Raw genomic sequence first — 24,443 nt, 5'->3', positions numbered from 1 at the left:
TGGATGCAGGGGTTTAATAGCTTCTAAATAATCAATTAATCTTTGAAATGCCGTTTTAGGCATAGGAACGATACGCATCAGTTCCTTATTGGTAAAAAGAGACATAAATTTAATAGGTTTAGTTTTTTTTAGGATAGGTTGTATTTGTTGTTCGTTAAACCTCTGTTACACTCAGTTCCGCCTTCTCGTTTTTATACAGCAGCATCAGGTTTTCAATGCTGATCTTTTTAATGTCTTCCGGATATTGGAGGTTAAAAGTTTCAATAAACTTTAGAGGAGAGGAAAATGAAGTTCTCAGCTGAAGCCGCACCTCATTTTCCTCATGGTTGCGGAGCATTACACTCACCTCGATAAGTTTGTCCCCATGAAGCGCAGCTTCAACACCTTCTTTAGTTGTGATAAGATTCGCATGTATCCAGAAGTACTGGACCAGGTCAATAGTTTTAATCATAGATTTTATATTTGGTTTAGATATTTAATAATATTTGGCAATATTTTGATTGTATACGAGGTTAAAAAAGGGAGTTAACCTCCCTTAAAAAACCAACTCTGCCCCCTCCCCGGTCTGCACCCAAGAAAATATGATTTCATGATCAAGCCTCAGAACCTGGAAGGTTCAGCGCGATCAGAAATCATATTTTCCACCCTTAGGCACCCATGTACAAGTCACATCTAGCAGCTTGTTTTCCAACAAGTAAATCAATATACTCACGGCTTCTTCTTCGTCTATATCCAATGCCACTGCAACATCAGCGATCACAAAGGACTTTCCTTTTACATGCTCCAGAAAAGCCATAACCTTGCTTTCCGGAATAAAATTTTCTTTCATAAGTTGTCTAAATTTGTACGATCATTGTTCTTTACAGCACATCTTCCCTTCCAGGCAATTGATCAATTTTGCCTGAAGTTCATTCACCAGTTCTTTCGTTACAACAAGCCAAAAGCAATACATTCTTCCTTAAGCCCCCTTGCGTGCTCATCATACACTTCTACCATACTGGTACTACGGTGATCTCGGGTCAGGATTTTTATAGCATTCTGATTCCGGATCGCAAAAATGTAGGCTTCTTCCTCCTTCAATGCACTGCCCGTGGCTTTTACCACCAGTTTGCTTAGACCCGGCATGCCAAGCCGGCCATCTACTTCTTTCCTGTAAACCCTAAATGCCTTATCGCCGATAAACATTTGGAATAAAGGGTTATTGGTTAGTTTGATTAGTTTTTCCATAGGTGTTTTATATTAGTTCTATCGTCATCCTTCATTCTATTCATAGCTTAGTTATAAAATATCTCCCGCTTTAATTACATCATTTGCAGGATTGTATTTTAGTAATACCCTTTTCCCTATATCATCTATTTTATACCATTTATTACCAGTCCATAGCGCACCAGCCCGATGCCCAGAATGTTCATCTACATCTACTGCCAGTACCTTCCCCTGATAATAGAAAGCAACATTCTTATCCAAAATCGTGTGGCCAACAATAATTTTGCTACAATCGTATTGTTTCAAAGTTTGGTCGATCACTTGCATAGAAGCCCTTGGCTCTAAAAAATAACCCCGGTACCAAAACGGAGATTCCTTCTCGAAAAATATCTTAAGGCTGTCTGGTAACAAGGCTTTTTTTACATCGTAAAACGGACGGCACATGGCATTAATCTTTTCTATAGGCAAATGTAAGGCCAGTACTTCTGTCGACATACCGGCATGCATAAAAAGCAGATCACCTATGCATTCAACTACATTCTTACTCCTCAGCCAATTGCCCAGCACCGTATTTTTACTATATAGCTGCATGTAATCCATTCCGCTAGATTTGGCTTGTTCCAAATATTTAGGATGCACATAACGCAGATCTCCTGATAGGTTCATGATTTCGTGATTGCCCAACAAAGTGTGAAAATAACCTCCTGCAGCTTTTGCTTCCTGTTCCAGTTTGTAGAACAACCATAAACATTCCGGCACCATATCACCACGATCAAACAGATCACCCGCAATCACCAAATGCCCCTTGCCAAAAATCCAGTTGTATTGTTTGTCTATGACCTTGTTGGCCAATAGTAAACTACGTAAAGCCGCAAATTCTCCTTCAATATCCGATAATACCAAGAGTTTTTTAGCAGGCCCGAATACTGAAGGCCCTGGAACAACTGGATATTCAACCAATTTAACTTTAAAGTTCCAATCTGGTTGTTTGTCGAATTTTACTTCATGAAATCCGGCATCTTTATTCCAATTTTTAATCACCTCTATTTCCCTCGGATCAAAGGGACTTCCGTCTTTTCTAAAGATGTCATGATACCATAGCTTTGGTTCCGGCTCCCCTCCTTTATTTCCCTGCGGATAATTGGTCTGGGTTTTACCAGCGACCAAGCCCCAACTGATGGCACCAACACCATAACGCTTGAAAATCGGCAGGCAATTCTCAAAAGTGCTGCCATTTGGCCGTTTCATATATTCCGTACAGATCACTGGTTTCCTCCTATTCACTAAAGTATCCAAAGCCTTTTTTAAAGAGACCGTATCCCGGTAATTGTGAAAGGTAATCACGTCTGAATTTTCCAGTTGAAATCTGTTGAAAGCAGTAAATTCAGGATTCCAGAGGCCAATGGTAATGGGCTGGGAAGCTTTCACCTCCCTCGCCCATCTAACCACGTTTTTCAAGAGCGTCCAACTTTTTTCACCGCGACCAAAATGACCGGGTTCGTTATATAAATCCCACATCAAAATTCTTTTGTCTTTACCAAAGGTTTGCATGATATCCTTAACGTAAGTTTGCAGTGTATCCATTAATAAAGGTTCTTTGTCGATCAAACTTCCAGGATCTTTTAACCACTGACTGTTGTGCACTGAAGGAACAGGATCAGGTTGTTTACCTGCATGATAAGTATCCATCCAGCAGTCATCGGCGAAAACAAACATTGTTTTGATATGATGCTTATTGGCGATGGTCAAATATTGATTTACCCGATTTTTAAAACCTAAAGGATCAATCTGCCAGGCCACATGGTGCAAATAGACCCGCATCGTATTCATGCCAATTCCTTCTGCATAACCTAAATCATGATCAATTGTTATCGGATCAAATGTTTCTGCTTGCCACATTTCCAATTGGTTCACCGCTGTAGATGGGATGAAATTGGCGCCTAATATCCTTCTATTATCAATATTTTGACCAACGACTCCTGTATAAAAAAAGATCAGAACAATTATATAACATAAACGGACCGACTTCATTTTATTTGTCCTTATTATATACCCCTTTAAAGACTTGATTACCTTTAGTACCTGTAAAATTATCTGTATAAGTAAGAATCTTTCCATCGGCACTTACAGCGTAAATTTCTTTTCGCTGGTAAGAATATGCCGGATTGCCCTTGTCATCTTTTTCAACAGTATAATTGCTTGATACCTCAAACAATCCCTCTTTAAAAGTTATGGTACTAATCTTAATATAACCTTTAACTGGAACCGGAACGCTAACTGGCTTACCATCCACCATAAACTTTTCCTTTCGTACCTCTCCATTCGTTGCAATTTTTTCAATGGATACTATTTTATCAGCAATATTTATCTTAATAGATTTGGGACAAGCGTCCTGCACTTTTCCTAGATCTGATTGCAACGAATCCAATACCCAGGTTCCAGATAGTGTCGATATTGACTTTGGAATTATTGTGGCCGTTGAAACAATGGTTAAAATAAAGACACTAACTAATGTTAAAGTCTTAACGGTTAATTTATACATATAAAAGTTTTTAATTGTCCTGGTCATTTTAATAAGATGCATAAGATATCTTATACCTCTTATTGTCAATATAGCATGTACCGGAGATTATGGATAATTCAGGGCGTTTCATTTCGCGTTTAATGCGGAATTAATTTCATCAATTACTTCCTGATATGCTTTACCATCCGATTTCGATATTTTGAACTCGTCTCCCCTCCATAGTTTACCATTTTTATCTATCAATAACATATGTGGCCCTCCTTGAAATCCATAGTATTTCATCAACTCATGACTTTCACCTTGTCCATTGGTGTATACGTTAGTAGAACCAGGATGAGTGTAAATGCCAGACTTCATGGATCCAACCCAGCCCTCTTTTGATTTATCAAGACACGCAGACAAAAACACAACTTTTGAATTATCCTTAAAAGCTTCATAAACCGGAGCAAGATTATGGTTCAAAACGGCGCAACCATGGCAACCAGTAAACCAAATATCCATTAGCACAACTTTTCCTTTTAGATCAGATAAGTTAACCCGGTTGCCTGATGTATCTGGCAAGCTAAAATTATAGACAATCATACCTTTTACTTTTCTCTTTTTTTCATTGAGCAACACTAAATAATTTGGGTTTTTTATTACTTTCAGCGCTTGAGTTAAATAAATGTGAAGACTGTCTCCTGGGCAATGATCAAGGCTTTTGACGATGATTCCATCCCTTAATACCCCTTTATAACGAGATTTGATATTATTAAAGAGTTTATAGAATGAATTTTCTCTATTAAACTTAATAGCCTCTTCCTGAGCATATATGGAACAAATTTCCTTTGCAAAACAAAAGTCTAAATAACTACTTGAATTTAGAGCCATTTGCTCATTAACTAAATCGTCAATTTGCGGAATATCTTTTTTGACATGGTTTGCTTTAGAACTTCGTGCAACTTCTTGCTTATTAACTGAATTGTCACCTTGATAAATGTATTTTTTGAAACAACTGGAATATTCATGTCTTGAAAGTGAGTCCGAATATAACCAGCCAGAATAGAAATCATCGATCAAATAGAATTTGCTCTTAAATCTATAATTAAATTTTAACTGATTATAAACAGATTTAGTGATGGTTGACTTAAAAGAGTTAAGAATATTTACTTGTTTATTGTACATCTCTTCACTTGCATTAATCTCTTTTAGAATACAATCACAGATATTTGTGCCGGAAGGGCAGTTATAACCAGGTGTAATAAGACTAGCCTCAACTTGGCAATTATATTTTTCTGCGTTTTTCCCGGTAAAACTAAGTTTGCCCTGATTTAAATCAAGGTTTAGCTCATCGCCAGCTTCAACCAACAATACACAAGACGATATTTGCTGATTATAAATATTATTAGACCTATACCCATCAATATTAAACTGTAGGTAGCCTATAGGTTTTGCGTCCTTTATTTCCAAACGAAGTTGATTGCCAACACATTTAATAACGTATTTATCTTTGTAATTGATATCCAAACTATACATAGAAATATTAAGTTTACTATATAATATACGGATATCTTCTCCTTGGATAGTACTATCATTAATTTTAAAATTTATGATAACTGTTTTTTTAGAATTTTGTGCATGCAGGCAGTATGTCATCAACATACATAGCAAAAAGAATAATTTTTTCATTTGTGTATTTGGATTAAAAATTGATAAAACCATTATGATCTCTCAGTGAAATCGCCAGAGATTAGTATCATGATATTTTGTTTGCTTTCTATTATCGCTGATTTTGTTGAATATGGCTTAACGCTATCTCATCCTCGGGAATGGGCATAATATATTTTGGATCATTGGGTGGTAAGGTGTAAACAGTTCCATCTATTATTCTTTTTAGTACAATGTTATTCCCTTCTTTATTTAAACGTTTAATATCGTTCCAGCGTAATCCCCGCCATATCAGCTCTTTTCTTCTTTCAGTGAGAACGATCTTTAAGGCTTCTGAAACAGATTGTGTATCATAGGGAACAAAGGTGCCTGTTTTATATCTTGCTATAAGTAATTTATTTAATGTGGTCAAAGCGCCGGCAACATCACCTGATCTGGCCTGGCATTCGGATTTAATCAAATAAATTTCATCAACAGCTAATCCAGTAAATGGATAAAGGCCATCCCCGGTGTAGGCACTTTTGATGCGATAGGAGCCATTGACCGATTGGAAAAATATAGGCTTACGTAGGTCGTTATCCTTATATAGCGAAATCAATCCACTGTCGATAAAACCGCGCCCATAATAAAGGAGTGTGGCGGCTCCGTAATTCAAATTAGTAATAGAGTATAAAAGTACTTCGACGTTATTGTTTGCGACCGGGAAAGGATAAAATGCAGTTGAGTCGAGCGTGTTGTAGTCTATTAGGTTGTCATAAGTTGACAACGAGTTGTCTGCGGCTTTCATAGCTGAAGGATAATCTCTCATAAAAAGGCTAATACGGGCTAATAAAGCGTATGCAGCCGACTTGGAAGGACGATTTCTAAACTTGGTGGATATAACCGTACTAAATAACGTAATCGAGTTTGTAAGATCTGATAAAATGAAATTGTAAGTTTCCTTTACAGACGCTCGTTGCTGTACATCATTAATATCTGCTGTTTTATGTAATGGTACTCCAAGGTCCTGATCCGCGGTATTCAGATCATAAGTTGGGGCGAAGATTTGAACCAGATTGAAATAATTATAGCTCCGGTCAAATAATGCCCATGCCTTCACAAATTTACCTTTTTCGCTCTCTTTGTCTTCATTGCTCAATTTATTCCATGCTTCCAATACCACATTGGTATAAAATATTGCCTGATAAGGTGCATTCCAATCGGCTATATTTTTTTCCCCCTGATAGATATCTTTATTCCAGGTATAACAGTTCTTTGTAGTTTTGTTAGTTATCCCGTCAAAAATTTCTTTTGTAGGATAGTAATACTCATCCGCAGACATAATTCCGGTGGCCGGAGTATTGTAGCACAGGACACTTACGTTATCCAGTAACTGGGTCATATCATCTAATGTTACAGGAACGACAATATTGGTATTGGGCTTCTTATCCAGGAAATCACTTTTAGTGCAGCTGCAGACAACAATCAGAAGCAATACTGCGATGTATTTAGTATATCTTAGCATATTGATTTTAATTTTATAGGTTTAAGTTTAGTCCTAACGAGAAGCTCCTGGGGTTTGGAATTGAATAGGAATTACCTCCTGCATAATCAGGATCTAAACCTAGTTTATTTGCCCGCCAGATAACACCTAGATTATTGACATATCCATAGAGACGAAGGGACGAAAAAAACTGATTCATATGCTTAAGTTTGAAGGTATATCCAATTTGTATATCCTGTAACCTGATATGATCACCTTTTTCGATTAAGGCTTCTGATCCATTAAAAAATACATCTCTTGAAACATCTAAAGGATATTTCAACGCCGGAACAATAGTTACATTTTCATCTCCTGGTTTCTGCCAACGTTTTTCAAAATCAGCTTGTTGGTATCCTAAAGCGCTGGATTGATATGATCCGCGCCGGAAATAGTAACCAAATTTGTAAGTAATATTGAATGAAAGATCTAAGTTTTTATAGGTTAAATTATTTCTTAAACTTCCGAATAGCGTTGGGGTGCTGGTACCTATAAACTTTAGGTTATCCAGATTGGTCGAATTTTCTATAGCAGCATAGTCCTTACTTAATTTACCATCCAGAAAACCCTGGGGGTCTCCTGTATTGTCCAGGCCTGCCCAGGGGTAAGCCAGAATAGCAGCATAAGGTTTTCCTACCAGTGGATTGGAATAATTCTGGTTAACATAATAATCATTTACCCCTGTCTGAAGTTGATAAGCGGTTATTTTATTCCTGACCAGATTGAAAAGGAAGTTTGTTGTCCATCCAAACCTGCCATTAAGATTAATGCTGTTAACCATAACATCCATTCCTTTGGTAAGCATATTGGCTGTATTTCCTGTAAACTGGGTGACCCCGGTTTGGGCTGCTATTGGACTGTTACCAATTAGATCCATGGCTTTTTTAGAATAAACATCAATGCTGCCGGAAATCCGGTTGTTTTTACTGGCATAGTCTATCCCTGCATTGAACAGGTGAACCTTTTCCCACCTCAGCTGAGCATTGGGTGGATTGATGATCTGTTGTGTCAGCGCGTCGAATTGATTGATGTAAGCGATTTGGGCGGTGGTATATGCAGATAGGTTCTTACTCAAATTGCCACTGTATCCATCAGTCAATCTGATTTTTAGGTATGGGAGAAAGTCCAGGTGATAGAAGGCCTCCTTGCTCAGGTCCCAGGAAATACCAAAGGAATAGAGTGGGACACCTTTTTGATTCGCCTCTACTCCGAACAAATTGGATTCGTCGCGGCGGCCGCTTGCAGTAACTGTATATTTGTTATTATAGGTATAGGCAGCATTGACATAATAAGAAATAAATCTGTCTGTTGATCCATTCTGTCTAGATCCGTCAGGAATACGAATTGAGTTTCCCCCAATTTGTGTATTGAAGTTGGTGAAGTAATCTACTGGTACGCTGCTGGCGTTGTCCGGATTATATCCATAAAGGAGATTGGACATATCAAAACTGTTATTATCCCTCACTTCAAATCCTCCAATAGCGTTCACTTGGTGCTTTACTGAGAAAATCTGGTTGTAGTTCAACTGGATCCTTCCTGTACTGCTTTTGTAATTGGTATTGGTCGTAGCTAAAGTACCGCCTAAAGGTACCGGGTAGGTGATATTGCCAGTAGGATCAATCTGGGCAAACTGATTGATCAGTAATCGGGTATTATAGCTGCTTTGATCGTTTAAAACGGAGCGATTGGTATTTCCTTGTTGAAACAGGTAACTCAATGCCAAAGAAAGGATATCTTTATACACTTTATAATTTAATCCGAGGTCAATTCGATAGTCAGATAAATCCGTCTTGTCCCCTTTGTTGAAACGCTCATTGTAGGGATAATAATTCCAGTCCAGCAGCCCGATATTACTTAACGCATCTTTGCTTGCCTGGCGCCAGTCACGTATCACCGGTAAGGCCTGACCAGCGGACCCAACCAATTGCTCATACGGGTAGCTTGGCCTATAATTGTTTGGATTGGCTTCCGTTTTACTTTTAGCAAAACGTAACTCACTGGTAAACTCCAGTTTATCTCCTAGTAGTTGATAGGTGTTTTTGGCATTAATCGTAAACCTGTTATAGCTATTAGGAATTTCGCTCGCTAAATTTCTATCAAATCCACCTGAAATATAATACTGGTCGCTTTGGCTTCCACCACTTATAGATAAGGCATATTGCTGATTTAACGCTTTGCGCAGAAAATATTTTGAATAGTCAGATCTATTGTCGATGTTGCTTAATGCGCTAAGTTGACTAGCAGCATCACTGTGACTTATTTTTCCCGTTTTTTCTTTATCCAGGATATCTATGACTGGAGATTGAGTAAAAAATGGCTGGTTGTTCAAATCGCCATCGTATTTTCCCTTATCAAAGAAGAATTTTTCCAGATAGATATAATCTTTTGAACTCATCTGAGGAACCGAGTAAACATCAGGCTTGTCAAAAAGCATGATATTTGTATTCAATGAAATTTTTGCCCTTTGATTTGTTTTTCCTTTTTTGGAAGTAAGCACAATTACGCCGTTAGCTGCCCGTACGCCCCAGATAGAAGCGGCCGCTGCATCTTTGAGAACCGTAACTGATTCAATATCATTTGGGTTAATATTAGAAAGATCTCCCTCATAGGGAAAATTATCCAGGACGATTAATGGTTCCGTATTCGCAAATATGGTACTCCGTCCCCGTATACTGATGATGGGATCTCCACCACTGCTTGGATCTCCGCCGATTTTGTTGGCTTGTTTGTTGAAAATAAGGCCGCTTGTAACCCCGTCCAATCTATCTAACACATTCGTACTTACACTTCTGTTCAACAGCTTATTGTCTACAAAAGAAAATGAACCTGTGGCTCTTTCTTTTGGCAATGTTTGATAACCCGTATTTACGGTAACATTCACTTCCTCTAATGCGTTATTAGCCAGTTTCAATGCAACCACCCCCAAATCCTTCTCTGCAGGAATCTCCCTGGTCTCATACCCAACATACGCGATAATCAAAACAGCCTTCTCATCTACACTCCCCAGAAAAAACTCTCCCTTATCATTTGCTGAAGTACTTCGGTTCGCTCCCTTTACTTTAATCACCGCGCCAGACAACGCATTACCGTTCTCGTCAGTAATCCTACCCCGAACGTCAATATTCGTTAAAACTCCAGCTATCCTGTCCATCAAAGAACTTGTTCTCTTGGTTACAACAACCGATTTATCACCGATCTCGAAATCGAAGCCCTGGTCTTCTAAACATTTTTTTAAAGCTCCTCTTAAATCCAGATTCTTAAAATTTACATCTACCGGTTTTGCAGATTGAATTTCCTTACCATCGTATAAAAAATCATAGCCGGTTTGTTGTCTAATGAGCTGAAATATTTTTTCCAAAGAAACACTCTTCTCCGACAGCGTGACCTGCTGTCCGAAGCTAGATGCGCTTACTTGTAGTAAGCAGGTAGTCATTATAATTATGATCAGTCTCATAATCAATAGTATTTTAGGTGGCAGCCATAGTCGCGGCTTGCCATAATTAAAAGTAATTATTTTCATACTTTTGTAATCGTTGGGTTAATGCAAATACAGATTCTCTCAAGAATTTACCTGATTCATTTCAGGAAGGATTGGCCCAGCTATAGGCGTAGAAGTGCTCGAACACTTCTGCGCTTTTTTTTCATACAAGCCCACCTTATTTTACATTAACTCCGCTGTCGTATAGAATTTTTCATGTTGTTGGTTGGTTTTATCGGTTAATATTTATGTTAATTTGAGATGGTTCTATTTTTTTACAGGCAACACAGTGACCTTCTTCCCTTCTACCTTGAACTTCACTTTTTTGGTCATCTCCATCATTTTCAATACGGCACTTAGGTTTTTATTACGAGAGATCAAACCACCCAGAGTAATGTTCTTAGGTGCACCCTTCGCATAAACAACCTCTACATCATACCAGCGAGAGATCTTCTTCATGATGCTTTCCAGAGATTCGTTCTTGAATACAAAATCACCTTTCTGCCAGGCCATAGTTTCGTCTAGATCGGCAAGAACAACACTGATTTTGCCTCCGGCGAGGATCGATTGCTGGCCGGGTTTAAGCACAGCCTCGTTTACCCTTACACTACCCTCAAGAAGCGTTGTCTTCACGCTGCCCTCATCGGTATAACTGTTAATGTTAAAGTGGGTTCCGAGTACGGTTACCTCCTGATTTTTGGATTTCACCACAAAAGGTTGGAGTTTATTCTTATAAATTTCAAAATAGGCTTCGCCGTCCAAACTCACTTCCCGCTGCCCACGCCCATTAAAGGAAACAGGATAAATCAATTTAGAAGCGGCGTTAAGCCATACTTTGGATCCGTCAGGGAGTCGGATCTGATATTGCCCCCCACGGGGCGTTTCGATTGTGTTAAGAGCATTCGAATATTGGTGTGGAGATCCTGAATCAAGTTCAGGATGACGACCGTTTATGCGATCGCTAATATCACTCGCTGTTTTATAGACTACCTGTCCATCGGCTGTTTTGGTGATCTCCACTCCTGCTTCTTTGGCGAGCTCGCCGTTGGCGGCATCTGTTAGGGATAGGCGTTTGCCATTGGATAGAACTAAGTAGGCTTTGTTAGAGCCGGGTTTGATGTCGTTACTAGCGAGTCCGAGGTCCTGACCTGCGCCAGAATGACGGGGAGCAGAAAAGTAGGAGGTGTAAAAGAAGATACTTAAGCCTACGATTAAAAGGATAGCTGCTGCTGCAGCGATTCGTGGCCACAGCTTATAAGTCTTTTTCTCGAATTTCTGTTTTGTCAATTTCTGTTTTGTCAACTTCTGTTTTGCCAGGAATCCAGCTAGTGCAGTTTCTTCATCAGTAAAACTCCCCATAGCTTGCAATTGTACTCTACGGTAATCTGCATCATTCAATTGATCAAAAAGAACCTTATTCTCCAAGTCTGAATCTAGCCATGCCTGCAGTTGTTTTTCTTCTGTTGCACTTAGCTCATTTTTAAACTGCTTATTAATCAGTTCTATAATTTCATGAAGTTGCTGTTCTTCTAATGACATCGCTGCTTGATTTATACCATTATTACGATGCCAAATCCAAAAAGTACCAAAGGATATGAAAATATTTTTCATTGAAGTTTATTTGAAGCAACAAAATCCCTGCTTCCGGAAGAAACAGGGATTTGAGAGTAATGATCAGTATTTTAGAAACCATACATACCACCCGAAACAGAGATCTGTTCTCCGGTGATCCATGCGGCATCATCGGAAGCCAGAAATACGGCAGCTTTCGCGATATCAGCGGGTTGGCCTCTGCGGCCAAGCGGTGTTTTTTCGACAAACATTTTTTCATAGTCGCTGCCCGGCGTGACGCCTGCACTGGCGGCGCCTTCCGTATCCGTAGCGCCTGGTAAAATAGAATTGATCCGAACATTTTTAACACCCAACTCCTTAGATAAAGCAATGGTGAAGGCATCCAGTGCCGCCTTAGTTGAAGAGTACAACGAGGCTCCGGGCAGCGGATATTTGCTGGCACCTGAACTGATATTGATGATATTACCGCCCTTGTCGCCAAATAATTTTAGAGCTGCCTGGATAGTTAGGATAGGCCCTAATACATTGAAACTCTGGTGAAATGCTGCTACCGAGATCTCTTCAATCGGTGCATATCCTTGGGCAACCGCGTTGTTCACCAAAATATCCAACGCGCCAAAAGCCTTCTCAGTTTCTTCAAATAACCGGGTTACATCAGACTCATTCGATACATCGGCCTGTACCGCAATGGCTGTGCCTCCGTTGTCGGTTATCTCCTTAACCACTTTATCTGCGCCTTCTTTACTTGAGGCATAATTCACAACAACCTTTGCACCTGCTGCTGCAAAATGTTTCGCGATAGCTGCGCCTATTCCTTTTGAAGCACCGGTAACTACCGCTACTTTGTTTTCTAATTTATTCATTTTGAGAATTTTTAAATTATTTTGATAAATAGGTCATGCCGCCATCCACCAGGAGTTCGGCACCCAACATAAACGAAGAATCATCAGAGGCCAGGAAAACTGCTGTTTTACCAATGTCAGCCGGTTGCCCGATCCGGCCGATCGGCATTTGATCTGCAAAGTGTTTTTTTACCGCCTCCATTTGTTCTGCGGGAACAAACTTGTCAAATGCCGGTGTATCTGTTGTGCCCGGTGTGATCACATTTGCCCTGATCTTCCGATCTAAAAGGTCGCTTGAAAATCCTTTGGCCAAATAGATCACGGCCGCTTTTGCAGCGCCATAAAGCGTAAAATTTGCATAGGCCCGGTGTGCCGCATTTGACCCGATCAGAATGATCGAACCACCGTCATTCATATAGGGCAATGCTTTTTGAACCGTGAAGTAAACACTTTTCAGGTTGAGGTTCATGGCCTGGTCAAACGCAGCTTCGTCAAAAGTCGCCACCGTTCCTACCACTCCGGCACCCGCATTGGCTACAATGACATCTATCTTACCAAATTTTTCAGCGGTGTCTTTAAATACGCTTTCCAGGTCTGCCAGGTTAGTCACATCGGCATTGATGGCTATAAAATTATCCCCAAGTTGGGCCACCGAACTTGCTAAGGTTTCCGGATTTCTGCCAACGATGGCTCCCTTAGCACCTTCATTCCTGAATTCCAGGGCAATGCCCAATCCAATGCCGCTATTACCGCCCGTAATCACGACTACTTTATTTTTTAATCTATCCATTTTTAAATATTTCAAATTTGTTTCTCAAAGTTACTATCAATAGTTTATATTTGTAACTAACATAGTTTATTCTGGTTACCGCCAGGTAACTACAAATTTTAAAAATATGAGAGACGAGAGATTTTGCGCTTCGAATTGCCCCTTTACGAGAGCAATCGGCACGATTGGTAATAAATGGAAACCGATCATCATCAATGTCATCGGCACCCGTACTGTTCGTTTTGGGCAGCTGGATTCCATCATACCACTCATTTCAAGAAAAGTTCTGGCCGAACAACTCAAAGAGTTGGAAGAAGATGGATTGCTGGAAAGATTGGCCTATAAGGAACTGCCGCCAAGGGTAGAATATAAATTATCTGAGAAAGGCTTAGCTTTCTTGCCGATTTTAGAAAGCATCAAAGAATGGAATTGCAAATATGAGGTAGCTCCGTTGCCTGAAGAAACGGATAAAAAAAGTAGGGTCACTTATGCCGGCTAGTTTAATTCAATCCGCTCACCTAGCCCAATATCTGATGAGACAGCAACACAAAAACCATAAAATGCTCTGAAGACAATTTCGTTCTTAAAATAGTCAGTCCTCTGGTTTTTTGGTTTTTAATCGTTTGAACAGAAAGACCCATCTTCTCCGCAATCTCCTCATTTTTGAATCCCTCTATATAACTCATAGAAACAATTTTACTACACTGCTCTGGCAGGTTTTGAATGGCCAGATAAATTTCCTTCAGCACCTCAGTTCTGATGATCTCATTGATATGACTTGGTTCCTGATCTCCAATTTCAGTAGCAAAGTTCATTTGCCTTTCTTTGGAGTGGTCTGATTTTCTCAGATGGTCCAGGCTTACCCTCTTGGTAGCCATGTATAAATAAGACCGCAAATGCCGGGCATTGGTAATTTCTAAATCTTTTGACCACAACTTCTCAAAAACCTCCTCCACAATATCTTCCGCCTCTTGTTTATCAAAAACAAATTTGCTTGCATAATAACATAAAGCAGCATAGTATTCCCTAAAAACCTGAGCAAAGGCATACTCGTTTCTTTCATTAAGCTTAGCGAACAAATCCGCATCGCTCCAATAATTGTTTTGCTGCTTTTGCATTCTAGTATTTGTAAAATGTACCTTAATTAAAATTACCAAAAACTTTTAGCAATAGTAAATAATTAAAACGAATAAGTGGTTACTATTTTTTCACTACACAAAAAATATTATCTCACAGCAATAACTATAAGGCAAAATTCTGCTTTAAAATATCAAATATCGACTGGGTAGTTCTGAGCGATGGTTGGCAAACTCCTGAGTTACCGCCTGAGGCTGAGTCCTATTCCAAATCAATTTCAATAAAAGCTATTTTAAGTTCCAATATCCTTTAAAAAGGACCCAAATAAGCAAAAGCATTAGTCCTAGTGATATTGACAACAAATAACATTTCCAAAAGTCCAGGGGCACAAATAGGTATTTAGCTACGAAGAATATCACTGTAGAGCCAATGGCTACTCCTCAAAAGAAAGTAGAAAACATGAAGCTTTTATAGTTATGCGCAAATAAATAATTATATTTAAATATTAATAAAATTAACTATGCAGAGTATGTCTAAACGATTTTCCTTAAGCGACATTAAAGTCAAAGTAAGTTCGAAATTGAAAGACCGCAGTAACGATCCTTACTTTATCAAAAAGGCAGATGAATCTAAAGCCTTTCTCGAAAAAGTTGGCTTTCCTAAAGAATTGGTAAATCTGAAGACCAAATCGAACAATTAATAAGTTGGAACACTGCTATACATATTTTAAGGTATATCTCTTCTTTCATAATATTTCAAGAAATCATCCTTGGTGGAGGCCCTTCAGCCTCCATGATTTCATTTTATTTGGTATTACTTATTAATTTTTCGGCAATCCAGTTCTCTTTACCTTCTTTTTGAGTATAAAGTGTCCAAGTTGTTGAGCTTGTTTGTTCTATTTTAAATTTATCTTTTGTGCTTTTAAAATTTTCTTTCTGCTTATCAGTAAAAACATTAGCCTCACGAGCGGTTTCCCAAGCTTTTAAAGCTTTGAATATTTTATATTTTTCCGGATTTTTTTCCACGGTTGCCTGATTCATTGCCAGCATGTATTGAGCCCCCCAGCCAATTGACTTACATTGCAGATTATGGGCTACTTCTTCATTTTTTGGAAAAGCTTGAATCCCAAAAGTACCTGGCATATAACTGCTTTCAAAGACATAGCGCATGTCTTTGCCTTCAATACCCCATTCTCCTTTTTCAGCATTAAACATATGATTTCCTCCACCAAGATTAATGGTGTTCATATACAGCCAATTCCCTTCAGAAGGACCGGCCCCCATTACTCGAATATACGTATTGCCATGTTTTGCAGCCTGATCAAACAAATTTCTAAAAAAACGTTTGTAAGAATAATAACCATGCCCCTGGTACAAACAACTTTCCATACCGTCGAAATCAATAAAATCCATCGAACATTCATTCAATAAATCAGCATAGGCCCTAGCATAAGTGTCCTGTAATATCATGTCCGGCATCAAACCCGAATAAGCACTAGGCTTTAATTTTGATATATCATCTCCTTTTTTGTGAGGCAAAGCAAAGGTTTTAAAATACCCTCTTTTAACACCTGTTAGCGTGTAAGGACGTGTTTTTGTCACCCCTTTGTATTGAATAATTTCATCCCCAATTTTTAGAACATTTACGTTAAAATCGCCTCTTTCATTTAAATACAAAGTATCTTTTACAATAATAATGGTATCTTTTGGGGATACATATTTATCCAATTGAACAGTAAATAACTTTAATAAGTTTTTGTTGGGAACAGGGGTAACATCTGAACTGTTGGTTTGAATAAATTCGCACAAAGTATGTACTCCGTATGCGATTCCTTCTTTTTTTAAACGTTCTCCAAAAACACGAATATCTTCCTCTTTCTTGTTGGAAAATTTTCCTTTCATTCCACCAAAACGATTGCCGGGATTGTAATAATATTCGGCATAATTACCCCCTTGGCCTTCGTCTTGGACTGTCCTAAAGCCAATCTGTTTGGTATAAGTGATTAAACTGTCATGAACGCCGCTCCAGGCAACATCAGGGCGGTTATTGGTGGGGTCTTTAATCCATTTTTTGTTGTCTTTAATATATGGTAAGCCCTCGGTTTTTACAATATCTTCAATAACAGAAAGCCCTAATTTATCGGGGCAAGCATATAATGCCACCGCCGAATTCATTAAATCAACACCTTCCAAACCATCAACTACCTGATGCTGTGGATCGGTTTGAAAAAGAAGTTCTGCCTCTACCGATTTAGAAATTGTATGTGCTTTTCTACGATCTCTCGAATGATAAACAATATATGAACCATAAGAAGGCTCTAATATTGCACCGTTTCCACAAGTCATTCGATAGTATTCTTCAGGATGTGAATAAAAGGCAACGTCATTTACGCCATCCCCTCCAATCCGAAATTTCTGCCCTTCTTTCAGATTAGCGGGAAGAGGATACTTAATAGGGTCGGGAGAGTGAATGTAATAGTGCATCATTTCGAGTCCATCACCGTTGTTTGGTAAGCCTGTAGTCGTATTATCGTTCAAACCAAACATTCCTATAGCAAAATCGTTATCGCGAACTACTCCTATAAGTTCGCCTATAGTTTTAGAAATATTTGTTTTGATTGGTCCCCAAATTAAGTTATCAACTTCGCCACGATTTTTCAAATCAACCAATTCAAATCGAATATATTGTGCTTTCGGATCAACTTTTACTGTTGCCTCCGAACCATTCGCATACTTCAAAACAAAAGTTTGTTTTTCTTTATTATATAAAGCAGACAAAGGTTCAAACGTCTGCTTTTTATACCAAATATGCAATGCCAATAAGGGCGAATTTTGCCCTTTTGCAGCGCATTCTTTACCATGTTTCAAATCTTTAAAACTAGTAATAAATCCTTTTTCATTAATTGAAACCGAAGCATACTTTGTTTTTAAGGTAATATCTTTCGAATACCCATATTGGAATAATCCCAAAAACATTAATACAACTAACTTTCTCATTACTTATTTTATACTTAAAAATTTATTTGCTAATACTTACGAAGCGTACATGTTTTAATAACAAAGAACTATATTTTCGGCCAGCAATTTTGCATGAAAATTGACTAATAACGATGGATTTTTCACCTTCATCTAAAGAAACTGAAACTTGTTTCCCATTAACATCTGGATAGGTAAAATTAATCTATACCAGAGCATTAGATTAAATTGAGGGGGAATGATCATCGTTCCCCTCTTTGGCTTTTGAAGACGCAGGAGAAATAGAAAATTTATTGTTGCTGCTGCTGTTGTTGCATAATAGCATCCATATATTGTTGGTAGCTGTTTTTCACAGCAATACTTGGGTTGGCTTTGCTGTAGTTGACCTCTTTCGGCTGAAAGTAATTTTCTACTTCCTGGCCGTCATCATCATCATGCCCTACCGATACCGTTACCTCAAGCACATGCCCGGATGTACCTTTAAAAACCCCTTTTACAGGAGAACAATCACAAAAATTACGGCCTACTGCAAGCCTTACATGATTCTCATTGGCAATGCAATTATTTGTAGGATCAAGACCCAACCAACCATATTCTGGGATATAAGCTTCGGCCCAGGCATGTGTTGCACCCTCGCCTCTCATTCCATCTCTGTTTGGACAGATATAGCCGCTCACGTATCGTGCTGGAATTTGTATAAATCTGAGCATTGTGGTTAAGATGTGGGCAAAATCCTGACAAACACCCGCCTTTAGCCTTAGAATCTCATCTATTGTAGTATCAACCGTTGTTAAGCCTTTAATATATTCAAAATGCGTAAATACATAATTACAGAACTTTACCGCCGTTTGATAGGGTGTGTCATTTTGGTTCCTAAGATCTGTGGCTGTTTGTTTTAACACCTCTCCATTTTCAAAATACTCCTGTTTAAGATAATCAATGAAGGGAACATCATATCTGATCGTATTTAGTGTGTTCCACTGTTCGCCTGCAAAAATATCGTCCAGAGGAACAGGCTTCGCAATGGTCTCCACAGAAATTTTCGAGAATATTTTCAGTTGATTGTGCGGTTCGCTCTGCGTAAAAATTCCCACCTCATTCCCATAATAATCTATAAAGATATCTACATCCGGGCTTCCGGAAATGTTAAGGTCGTGCTTGATTACTTTCTGATATGCATCTTTGATTGGGAACAGGATGATCTGATTGGCACTGTCACGAACTGGAGATTCATATTTATAGTTTGTGATATGTTTTATTTTGAAGATAGGCATGTTATATAGTTTAAAAGTTAAGAGTTGGCAAAATAGTATTCATCTAAAAGACTCCCGATACCGAAAAGTTCATTTCTGACTTTTACCAGGTAGTTATGCAAGCCTTCTTCCTTCATGCTGTAAACAGAGCTGTAGGTGATGTTACTGTTTAACCTGCCTATATTAAAGGAAAGATTACTGTAGTGTTCCAGATTTTTCTCGCTTTTCAGGCGTTCAAAATACCTTTGTATATTGTTTACGGAATAAATAGCGGATCTTGGAAAGTCCTGATTTAGCATAACAAGCTCGAGTATGTTCTCGGCAGGCAGAATGGAGAATCTAAAGGTAAAACCAGCTCCAAAAAATTAGAAGATATAAAATTAAAAAAAGGTGAAGATATTGGGGTTATAGCTCTTAACTAGCCTTCTATAACACCTCATTAAATATCTTTTTGCTGAAAGAACAGGAACGGCTGCTCGTTGAGCTGTTTCTGTTCTTTTAGTTTATATGGTAGTCGTCAGATGAGCCAATTTATTAAGCCATTAGATCGCTTCTTTTGAACAACTGTTTACCTTTTCCATTCCAAGTTCATTCCACTTTTAGCCAGTTTCAGGAAAGTCAACAGGTAGTTCTGCAGATTTCAAATCCCCCCCATTTTAAGACGAGTTCTCCCCTTTTTACATTTTCAATCTAGAAATAAACAATATAGCTAAATATCAGCCTTGTTTAATAAAGTTTAGGAGCGTTGGGATTCTTCATAATTAGGACCGTACATAGATGGCACTTTATTTCCTGTTGCCCTAAGGTGCGAGATAAGCTCCCCACGATGATGATATAAATGATTATAAAGAAATCCCCTGATCACCTGAATCTTCGGCATTGGTGACATAATTGGGTTACCTCCTGCAGACATTGTCCAAGTATTCATATACTGTGATTCATCTGAGTTTTCTATTACTCTGTAATTGACAGGGCCTGACAATTGAATAAAGACGTTGTTGATTACTATTTTTTTTAGTATTTTTACTTCTGTAAATTATCTATTAAGACAACCTATATAGAACTATGTCAGAAATTAGGCTTCGTTAAGGTAGTGGGTCATTCTACATTTAACATCCATTTCCACGCAGGCATTATTTTGATATGCACACCATCTATTGTTAATTCTTCTTCTTCTTCGAGCGTGATAATCCAGGCTTCTTTAACCTTACAATAACTGGTGGCCTTAAGCAATCCTTTTATTTCCCTATTCCTTGTCTCTGGATCAGCGAGTGTCCAGCTTACTTGTATAGGTAGGGCAGTTCCGCCTTCCGGATAGATTACAAAATCACATTCGCCGGAGGCTTCTGCATAATAGTAGATATTATTGGTATAAATACTTCCAAATCTCAGATAAAGCTCCTTAAATAGGAGATTCTCTAACAGCAAACCATTATTGCCTGTATACTGAGCCGTATTGGCATTTAATAGGCCATTATCGAGCCAGTAAATCTTTTTATCTGATTTTTCGCGCTTACTATCCGAATAATCAAAGCGGCTGATTCTTTTAAAAAGATAGGCTTGCTCGGCCATATCCATTGCTTCATAGACACTATTCACTCCAACACTATATTGCTGTGATTTGAGCTGATTATATAATCGTCTGTTACTTATTGTCTTACCTATAGTAGAGGCTGCCTGGCGATACAAGCTTCTTAAATAGGTATAATTGCTTAACTGGTTGTATTCTACAATATCACGGAGCAACATGGCATTATAATATTCCTGTAAATAGGCCAAGCCTACTTGCATGGAAGGAAGATTAATGGTCTCGGGATATCCTCCATGAACCAGATATTTAAGAAACAACGCCATTGTTTTGCTTTTACCCGAGCCGTATTCTGAAGGTTTAAAATTGTTGAATTCGCAATATTCTTTAAAAGAAAGAGGTAGCAATTCGATAGCAATACTCCGCCCCCGTAACACAGATTTAAGTTCTGTATGCAGAACCGAACTATTGCTACCGGTAAAGAATATTTTTTTAGACCATGTTTCGTTGATCCGGTTTAAAAAACGCTCCCAGCCCGGTGCGGCTTGTACTTCATCAAAGAAAAACCAGGCATCTTCCAATGTACTTTCCGGATAGAGTTCTTGCCATGCCTGGAGAATTAAATCGAGTTGATGAGGCTCAAATTGTATACGCTCGTCTTCAAAATTGAAATAGATAATCTGCGTTGGAGATATTCCACGGACGGTTTTCAATTCTTCAATAGCTAAAAGCATTGCTGAAGTTTTGCCTACACGACGAGGCCCGATAATAGCCTGTATCTTTTCAAGATCCAAAGACATTCCTGTGTTGCGCACTCTAAGCCCTCTGGAAAGGTTTCTTTCCTGATTTTGAATCAAAATCTCCTTTAAAATCTCTTTCATAATAAATCAAATATACACAATCGTCTTTATACGAAAGACAATTACAAACATAATCATCTTTCGCATAAAGACGATTTACACATCTCATCCTTCTCTTTTCCCATCCTTACCTGTCTGCTTCATGAAAAGGTTAAGTTAAAAAGCTCTGTAATTTGACGGAGCCTGGCGTTCGCATCATTCTGAGTAAAACCGCGTCATTCTGAGTAAAACGAAGAATCTAATAATATTGTTCAGATCGTGTCGTCGGTTCCTCCTCACGATGACGGGTAATGGCCAGCTATTTTCGATTATGCACAAACAGAAATTTTAAGAAGAAATGATGAAATGTTTAGCTTACCTATTTGAATGAATCTATTAATAATACCAATTCTTTAATAAGTGCTTCAAGTTCCATACGTTTGCCTTCGATTTCCTCACTCTTTAAAATTTCACGTATTTTTTCTATAATAGGAGCTGAAGCGCTAAGTAAGCCACTAACTTTTTTTAAGTTCTCTCTATCAGAAAAATTGGTTTGAAATAAAAGAACACTTATATCGATAATTTCATTAAGATGTACTTGCAACTTCTTTTGGGTTTCAAATGCGACATGGTACCTCGTAGCTTTTTTCATGCTATTTAATCAAAAAAAAGAAATCGGTATGACATCCATCATTTCCCATTTCATCGTTATTAAACAAAGTGTTGCGTTAATGAAAGGCTTCTTCATAGCAAATTCCTTTCTGGCACCTACCCCCCCGGTAAGGAAAAATCAGCTACTTTTTACAGGAATAGAAATCTTTAGTAGCGCCGCTACGTCACGTTGCTTCCATCCCTTTTTTTGACGGAGTTGCCTGATGTTATTTGAAACTGTTTTCATAATCTTTTTGTGTTAAATGAATAATCTGCCACCCTTAAAAATAGAGGCTTAAACCCAACTGTACATATTTACTTTTTAATTCTGCACCATTGAATTTTGTTGTTGCAATGCTCCCGTCGGTAAAATAGGCTTGATCCTTTCCGGCAAAACTTGCTCCGTAAGTAAAATTTAGAGCGCTGTTAACTTCTAATTGCTTGTTGATTGAATACGCCAAATGTAAGCTGCCACTATATTTGTAGGCATTTGCTTTGTGCTCAAAGCTTATCGGCTTTTCAAAATTCGGAATGAGGTTCCAGTTTGCACTGGCATAATACTTATAATATCCACTCCTTACTTTTCCGGTGATAGAAAATTTCCCCATCAGGTACTTTAAATTAAAACCAAGCTGTGCACCATACCAATGGTTTTTGTAATAAGAGTTCAAACCTTCAGTTGCTGGGTTTCCGGGGTCTTCCAGTACATAAAGTTCCTGGATTAGATTATCATAGCCGATTAACGCATTTAAGATAAGTTGATCACTTAAATCTTTTTTTAAAAGCAGGTTGAGGTTAATATGCTGAAAATGCCCTTTGTTACTTAGAAAAGTTTCATCAAATACAGATTGCTTCCTGTTGTCCTCTAAATAATCGGCGTCATTGGCTGTACCACTATTTATTTTTCCATATAAGAAATCCGCATTGATGGCTATTTTCGGTGTTAAAAAATATTCAGCAGTGATGTTGTATTGTGTGCCTTTCAGGTTGGTCCATATTAATTCGGATAAGACGTTCGGCGCTTTTCCCTCCATATTTCCTGCTATTGACCAGTTAAAATCTTCATTAAATAAACCCGATCCTAAAGAAATATTGAACTTTTGGTTTTGGGCCAAAGCCGTAACAACTATACAACTGAAGATGATTGATAAGAATATCTTTTTCAAAATCGAGTGTTTAAATAAAACCCCATACAGCAAGTACCCAACTGTATGGGGGTTTTAGTTTAGAATTTGATTAGGTTAAATCTTTGCGCCTGACTGGTGGTATTAGAAGTGCCTACTACCACATTTGTGGCATTCGAGGTACCTCCTCCACTCACTTCCAACCTTAATCCCGGGGCATGTTTTGGGGCAAAGCTGAACCCTTCATTACCCCTGTTATAGAGTTTGAATTTTTGATTGTCCGTATTTGCAATAGTTCTAAACTCCACCAGTGTTCCACTGGCTGTAGCCGCACCGCGTACGGTTAAAACCTTGTTGGTATCTAACAAAGATTTAATCTGATAATAACCATGCACATCTTTCCTGAAGACAAATTTCTGATTATTGTTCGAATGAGAAGGCCAGATGATAATCCTTGTTCCGTCAGCCGGGCTTCCACCAAAAATATCAAGCGATTTTGTACTGACATACACAGGACTGATCCTATAAATACCACTCACAACTACCGGGAAGTATAAACTCTTTAACCCGGCAATGTCTCCTGCAGAGATTCCAGCCCTTTGGCCCGAGAATGTAGTACCATCTAATTTCGTCATCGGGGGTTTTGTCCGGTCTTTAGCAAAATCCCCAGAGCTATAAAGCATCACAGACTGGAAGTCGAAAGTGCCATAACCGGCGTAAGTTGAAAGTATGTTATAATTAAGCTCGTATCCGGGTATCACTTTTGATACATCCACGATAACATACTGATCCCTGTCTGGCCTGCACTGCTCATGCATTACCCCCAGTGAGTGCATAATTTCATGCATGACAATACCAACCATATTGTAGTTATATAAATTAATTGCATTCACTCCACCTTTTCTCCAGCCAAGGGGTGAGTTATTGCCTCCCGATTTCACAAACCTGATATATTCAGGCTGAATAGTTCTTTTTACAAATTTAATTCCAGTAGCATTAGTCAACTTGTTAAATGCATTGTCAATTGTGGCAACAAACGAATTGTATTCGGCTGCCGTCATAGTCGTAGGATCGGGATACTGGTAATAAACCGTTGCATTTGGCCAGGTCGCGGCAAAGTCCTGCGCTATGGTACTTCTTTCCTGTGTAGACAGGTTATTGACCGTGAGCTTTTTCAGGGCATTAAATTGTTCTTGGCTGATGATCAGGTCATCTGAATAATAATATGTTCCGTTAACTTCGACCACATAATTAGGCTGTCCATCAACAACTAATTTATGGATGATCGAATCACCCTTTTTGACTGAACTGATCGCATCGTTTTGTGCGGGATCGGTGGTTTCGAGGTTCTTCTTGCAGGCATTCAGTGCCATAACGAAGCATAATGCCATAAAGGCTTTGAATAATGATTTCATAGAAATGATTTAGTTTTAGGGTAA

General features: G+C 38.5%; 23 protein-coding genes. 2 read left to right on the top strand and 21 right to left on the bottom strand.

What is annotated here, in order from left to right; all coding sequences use genetic code 11:
- Positions 1–154 precede the first annotated feature (154 nt).
- From R2S08_RS28160 to R2S08_RS28110, 11 genes are all read right to left on the bottom strand, one after another.
- Positions 155–451, bottom strand: coding sequence for a hypothetical protein (locus R2S08_RS28160; protein WP_316838231.1), 297 nt, complete (start codon positions 449–451; stop codon positions 155–157).
- A 174-nt stretch (positions 452–625) separates the two neighbouring features.
- Positions 626–829 carry a hypothetical protein gene (locus R2S08_RS28155; protein ID WP_316838230.1) on the bottom strand — a complete coding sequence of 68 codons (204 nt, stop codon included), beginning with the start codon at positions 827–829 and terminating at the stop codon, positions 626–628.
- Between the two features lie 98 nt (positions 830–927).
- Positions 928–1,227 (bottom strand): IS66 family insertion sequence element accessory protein TnpB, encoded by a 300-nt coding sequence (tnpB, locus tag R2S08_RS28150; protein WP_316838229.1) that lies wholly within the window; start codon positions 1,225–1,227, stop codon positions 928–930.
- Positions 1,228–1,278: 51 nt separating this feature from the next.
- Positions 1,279–3,105, bottom strand: a complete 1,827-nt coding sequence (locus tag R2S08_RS28145; protein WP_316838228.1) for a metallophosphoesterase — start codon at positions 3,103–3,105, stop codon at positions 1,279–1,281.
- 133 nt (positions 3,106–3,238) lie between these two features.
- Positions 3,239–3,748 (bottom strand): hypothetical protein, encoded by a 510-nt coding sequence (locus R2S08_RS28140; RefSeq protein WP_316838227.1) that lies wholly within the window; start codon positions 3,746–3,748, stop codon positions 3,239–3,241.
- A gap of 108 nt (positions 3,749–3,856) precedes the next feature.
- A complete protein-coding gene (locus R2S08_RS28135; RefSeq protein ID WP_316838226.1) occupies positions 3,857–5,398 on the bottom strand; it encodes a thioredoxin-like domain-containing protein in 1,542 nt (513 codons plus the stop codon).
- Positions 5,399–5,489: 91 nt separating this feature from the next.
- Complete coding sequence (locus tag R2S08_RS28130; RefSeq protein WP_316838225.1) at positions 5,490–6,881, bottom strand: RagB/SusD family nutrient uptake outer membrane protein; 1,392 nt, start codon at positions 6,879–6,881, stop codon at positions 5,490–5,492.
- A gap of 13 nt (positions 6,882–6,894) precedes the next feature.
- Positions 6,895–10,350, bottom strand: a complete 3,456-nt coding sequence (locus tag R2S08_RS28125; RefSeq protein ID WP_316838224.1) for a SusC/RagA family TonB-linked outer membrane protein — start codon at positions 10,348–10,350, stop codon at positions 6,895–6,897.
- A gap of 291 nt (positions 10,351–10,641) precedes the next feature.
- Positions 10,642–11,913 (bottom strand): FecR family protein, encoded by a 1,272-nt coding sequence (locus R2S08_RS28120; RefSeq protein ID WP_316838223.1) that lies wholly within the window; start codon positions 11,911–11,913, stop codon positions 10,642–10,644.
- A 143-nt stretch (positions 11,914–12,056) separates the two neighbouring features.
- Positions 12,057–12,809, bottom strand: a complete 753-nt coding sequence (locus R2S08_RS28115) for a glucose 1-dehydrogenase (protein ID WP_316838222.1) — start codon at positions 12,807–12,809, stop codon at positions 12,057–12,059.
- A 16-nt stretch (positions 12,810–12,825) separates the two neighbouring features.
- The gene (locus R2S08_RS28110; RefSeq protein ID WP_316838221.1) at positions 12,826–13,578 is read right to left on the bottom strand and encodes a glucose 1-dehydrogenase; all 753 of its coding nucleotides are present in this window, start codon (positions 13,576–13,578) and stop codon (positions 12,826–12,828) included.
- Between the two features lie 106 nt (positions 13,579–13,684).
- On the opposite strand from R2S08_RS28110, the gene R2S08_RS28105 reads away from it, so the two are divergent.
- Positions 13,685–14,056 (top strand): helix-turn-helix domain-containing protein, encoded by a 372-nt coding sequence (locus R2S08_RS28105; protein ID WP_316838220.1) that lies wholly within the window; start codon positions 13,685–13,687, stop codon positions 14,054–14,056.
- 19 nt (positions 14,057–14,075) lie between these two features.
- Here the strand turns inward: R2S08_RS28105 and R2S08_RS28100 are convergent, their stop codons facing one another.
- Complete coding sequence (locus R2S08_RS28100; protein WP_316838219.1) at positions 14,076–14,675, bottom strand: RNA polymerase sigma-70 factor; 600 nt, start codon at positions 14,673–14,675, stop codon at positions 14,076–14,078.
- Positions 14,676–15,163: 488 nt separating this feature from the next.
- On the opposite strand from R2S08_RS28100, the gene R2S08_RS28095 reads away from it, so the two are divergent.
- Entirely contained in the window at positions 15,164–15,334 is a 171-nt protein-coding gene (locus R2S08_RS28095) for a hypothetical protein (protein ID WP_316838218.1), read from the top strand.
- 103 nt (positions 15,335–15,437) lie between these two features.
- On the opposite strand, the gene R2S08_RS28090 is transcribed toward R2S08_RS28095, so the two are convergent.
- The 9 genes from R2S08_RS28090 to R2S08_RS28050 form a co-directional block, all read right to left on the bottom strand.
- On the bottom strand, positions 15,438–17,630 hold the full coding sequence (locus R2S08_RS28090) for a hypothetical protein (RefSeq protein WP_316838217.1): 2,193 nt from the start codon (positions 17,628–17,630) through the stop codon (positions 15,438–15,440).
- A gap of 269 nt (positions 17,631–17,899) precedes the next feature.
- Complete coding sequence (locus R2S08_RS28085) at positions 17,900–18,883, bottom strand: transglutaminase family protein (protein WP_316838216.1); 984 nt, start codon at positions 18,881–18,883, stop codon at positions 17,900–17,902.
- A 17-nt stretch (positions 18,884–18,900) separates the two neighbouring features.
- A complete protein-coding gene (locus R2S08_RS28080) occupies positions 18,901–19,176 on the bottom strand; it encodes an alpha-E domain-containing protein (protein WP_316838233.1) in 276 nt (91 codons plus the stop codon).
- A gap of 422 nt (positions 19,177–19,598) precedes the next feature.
- The gene (locus R2S08_RS28075; protein ID WP_316838232.1) at positions 19,599–19,742 is read right to left on the bottom strand and encodes a DinB family protein; all 144 of its coding nucleotides are present in this window, start codon (positions 19,740–19,742) and stop codon (positions 19,599–19,601) included.
- Between the two features lie 218 nt (positions 19,743–19,960).
- The gene (locus tag R2S08_RS28070; protein ID WP_316838215.1) at positions 19,961–21,271 is read right to left on the bottom strand and encodes an ATP-binding protein; all 1,311 of its coding nucleotides are present in this window, start codon (positions 21,269–21,271) and stop codon (positions 19,961–19,963) included.
- Positions 21,272–21,608: 337 nt separating this feature from the next.
- A complete protein-coding gene (locus R2S08_RS28065; protein ID WP_316838214.1) occupies positions 21,609–21,881 on the bottom strand; it encodes a hypothetical protein in 273 nt (90 codons plus the stop codon).
- Positions 21,882–22,019: 138 nt separating this feature from the next.
- On the bottom strand, positions 22,020–22,127 hold the full coding sequence (locus R2S08_RS28060) for a helix-turn-helix domain-containing protein (protein ID WP_133781974.1): 108 nt from the start codon (positions 22,125–22,127) through the stop codon (positions 22,020–22,022).
- Between the two features lie 34 nt (positions 22,128–22,161).
- Positions 22,162–23,046 (bottom strand): hypothetical protein, encoded by an 885-nt coding sequence (locus tag R2S08_RS28055; RefSeq protein WP_316838213.1) that lies wholly within the window; start codon positions 23,044–23,046, stop codon positions 22,162–22,164.
- Positions 23,047–23,105: 59 nt separating this feature from the next.
- Positions 23,106–24,419: a M12 family metallopeptidase gene (locus tag R2S08_RS28050; protein WP_316838212.1), complete on the bottom strand. Its 1,314-nt coding sequence runs from the start codon at positions 24,417–24,419 to the stop codon at positions 23,106–23,108.
- Positions 24,420–24,443: the final 24 nt, after the last annotated feature.

Source organism: Pedobacter nutrimenti, from assembly GCF_032678445.1.
GTDB lineage: Bacteria > Bacteroidota > Bacteroidia > Sphingobacteriales > Sphingobacteriaceae > Pedobacter > Pedobacter nutrimenti_A.
This window is presented reverse-complemented; position numbering and strand designations above follow the sequence as displayed.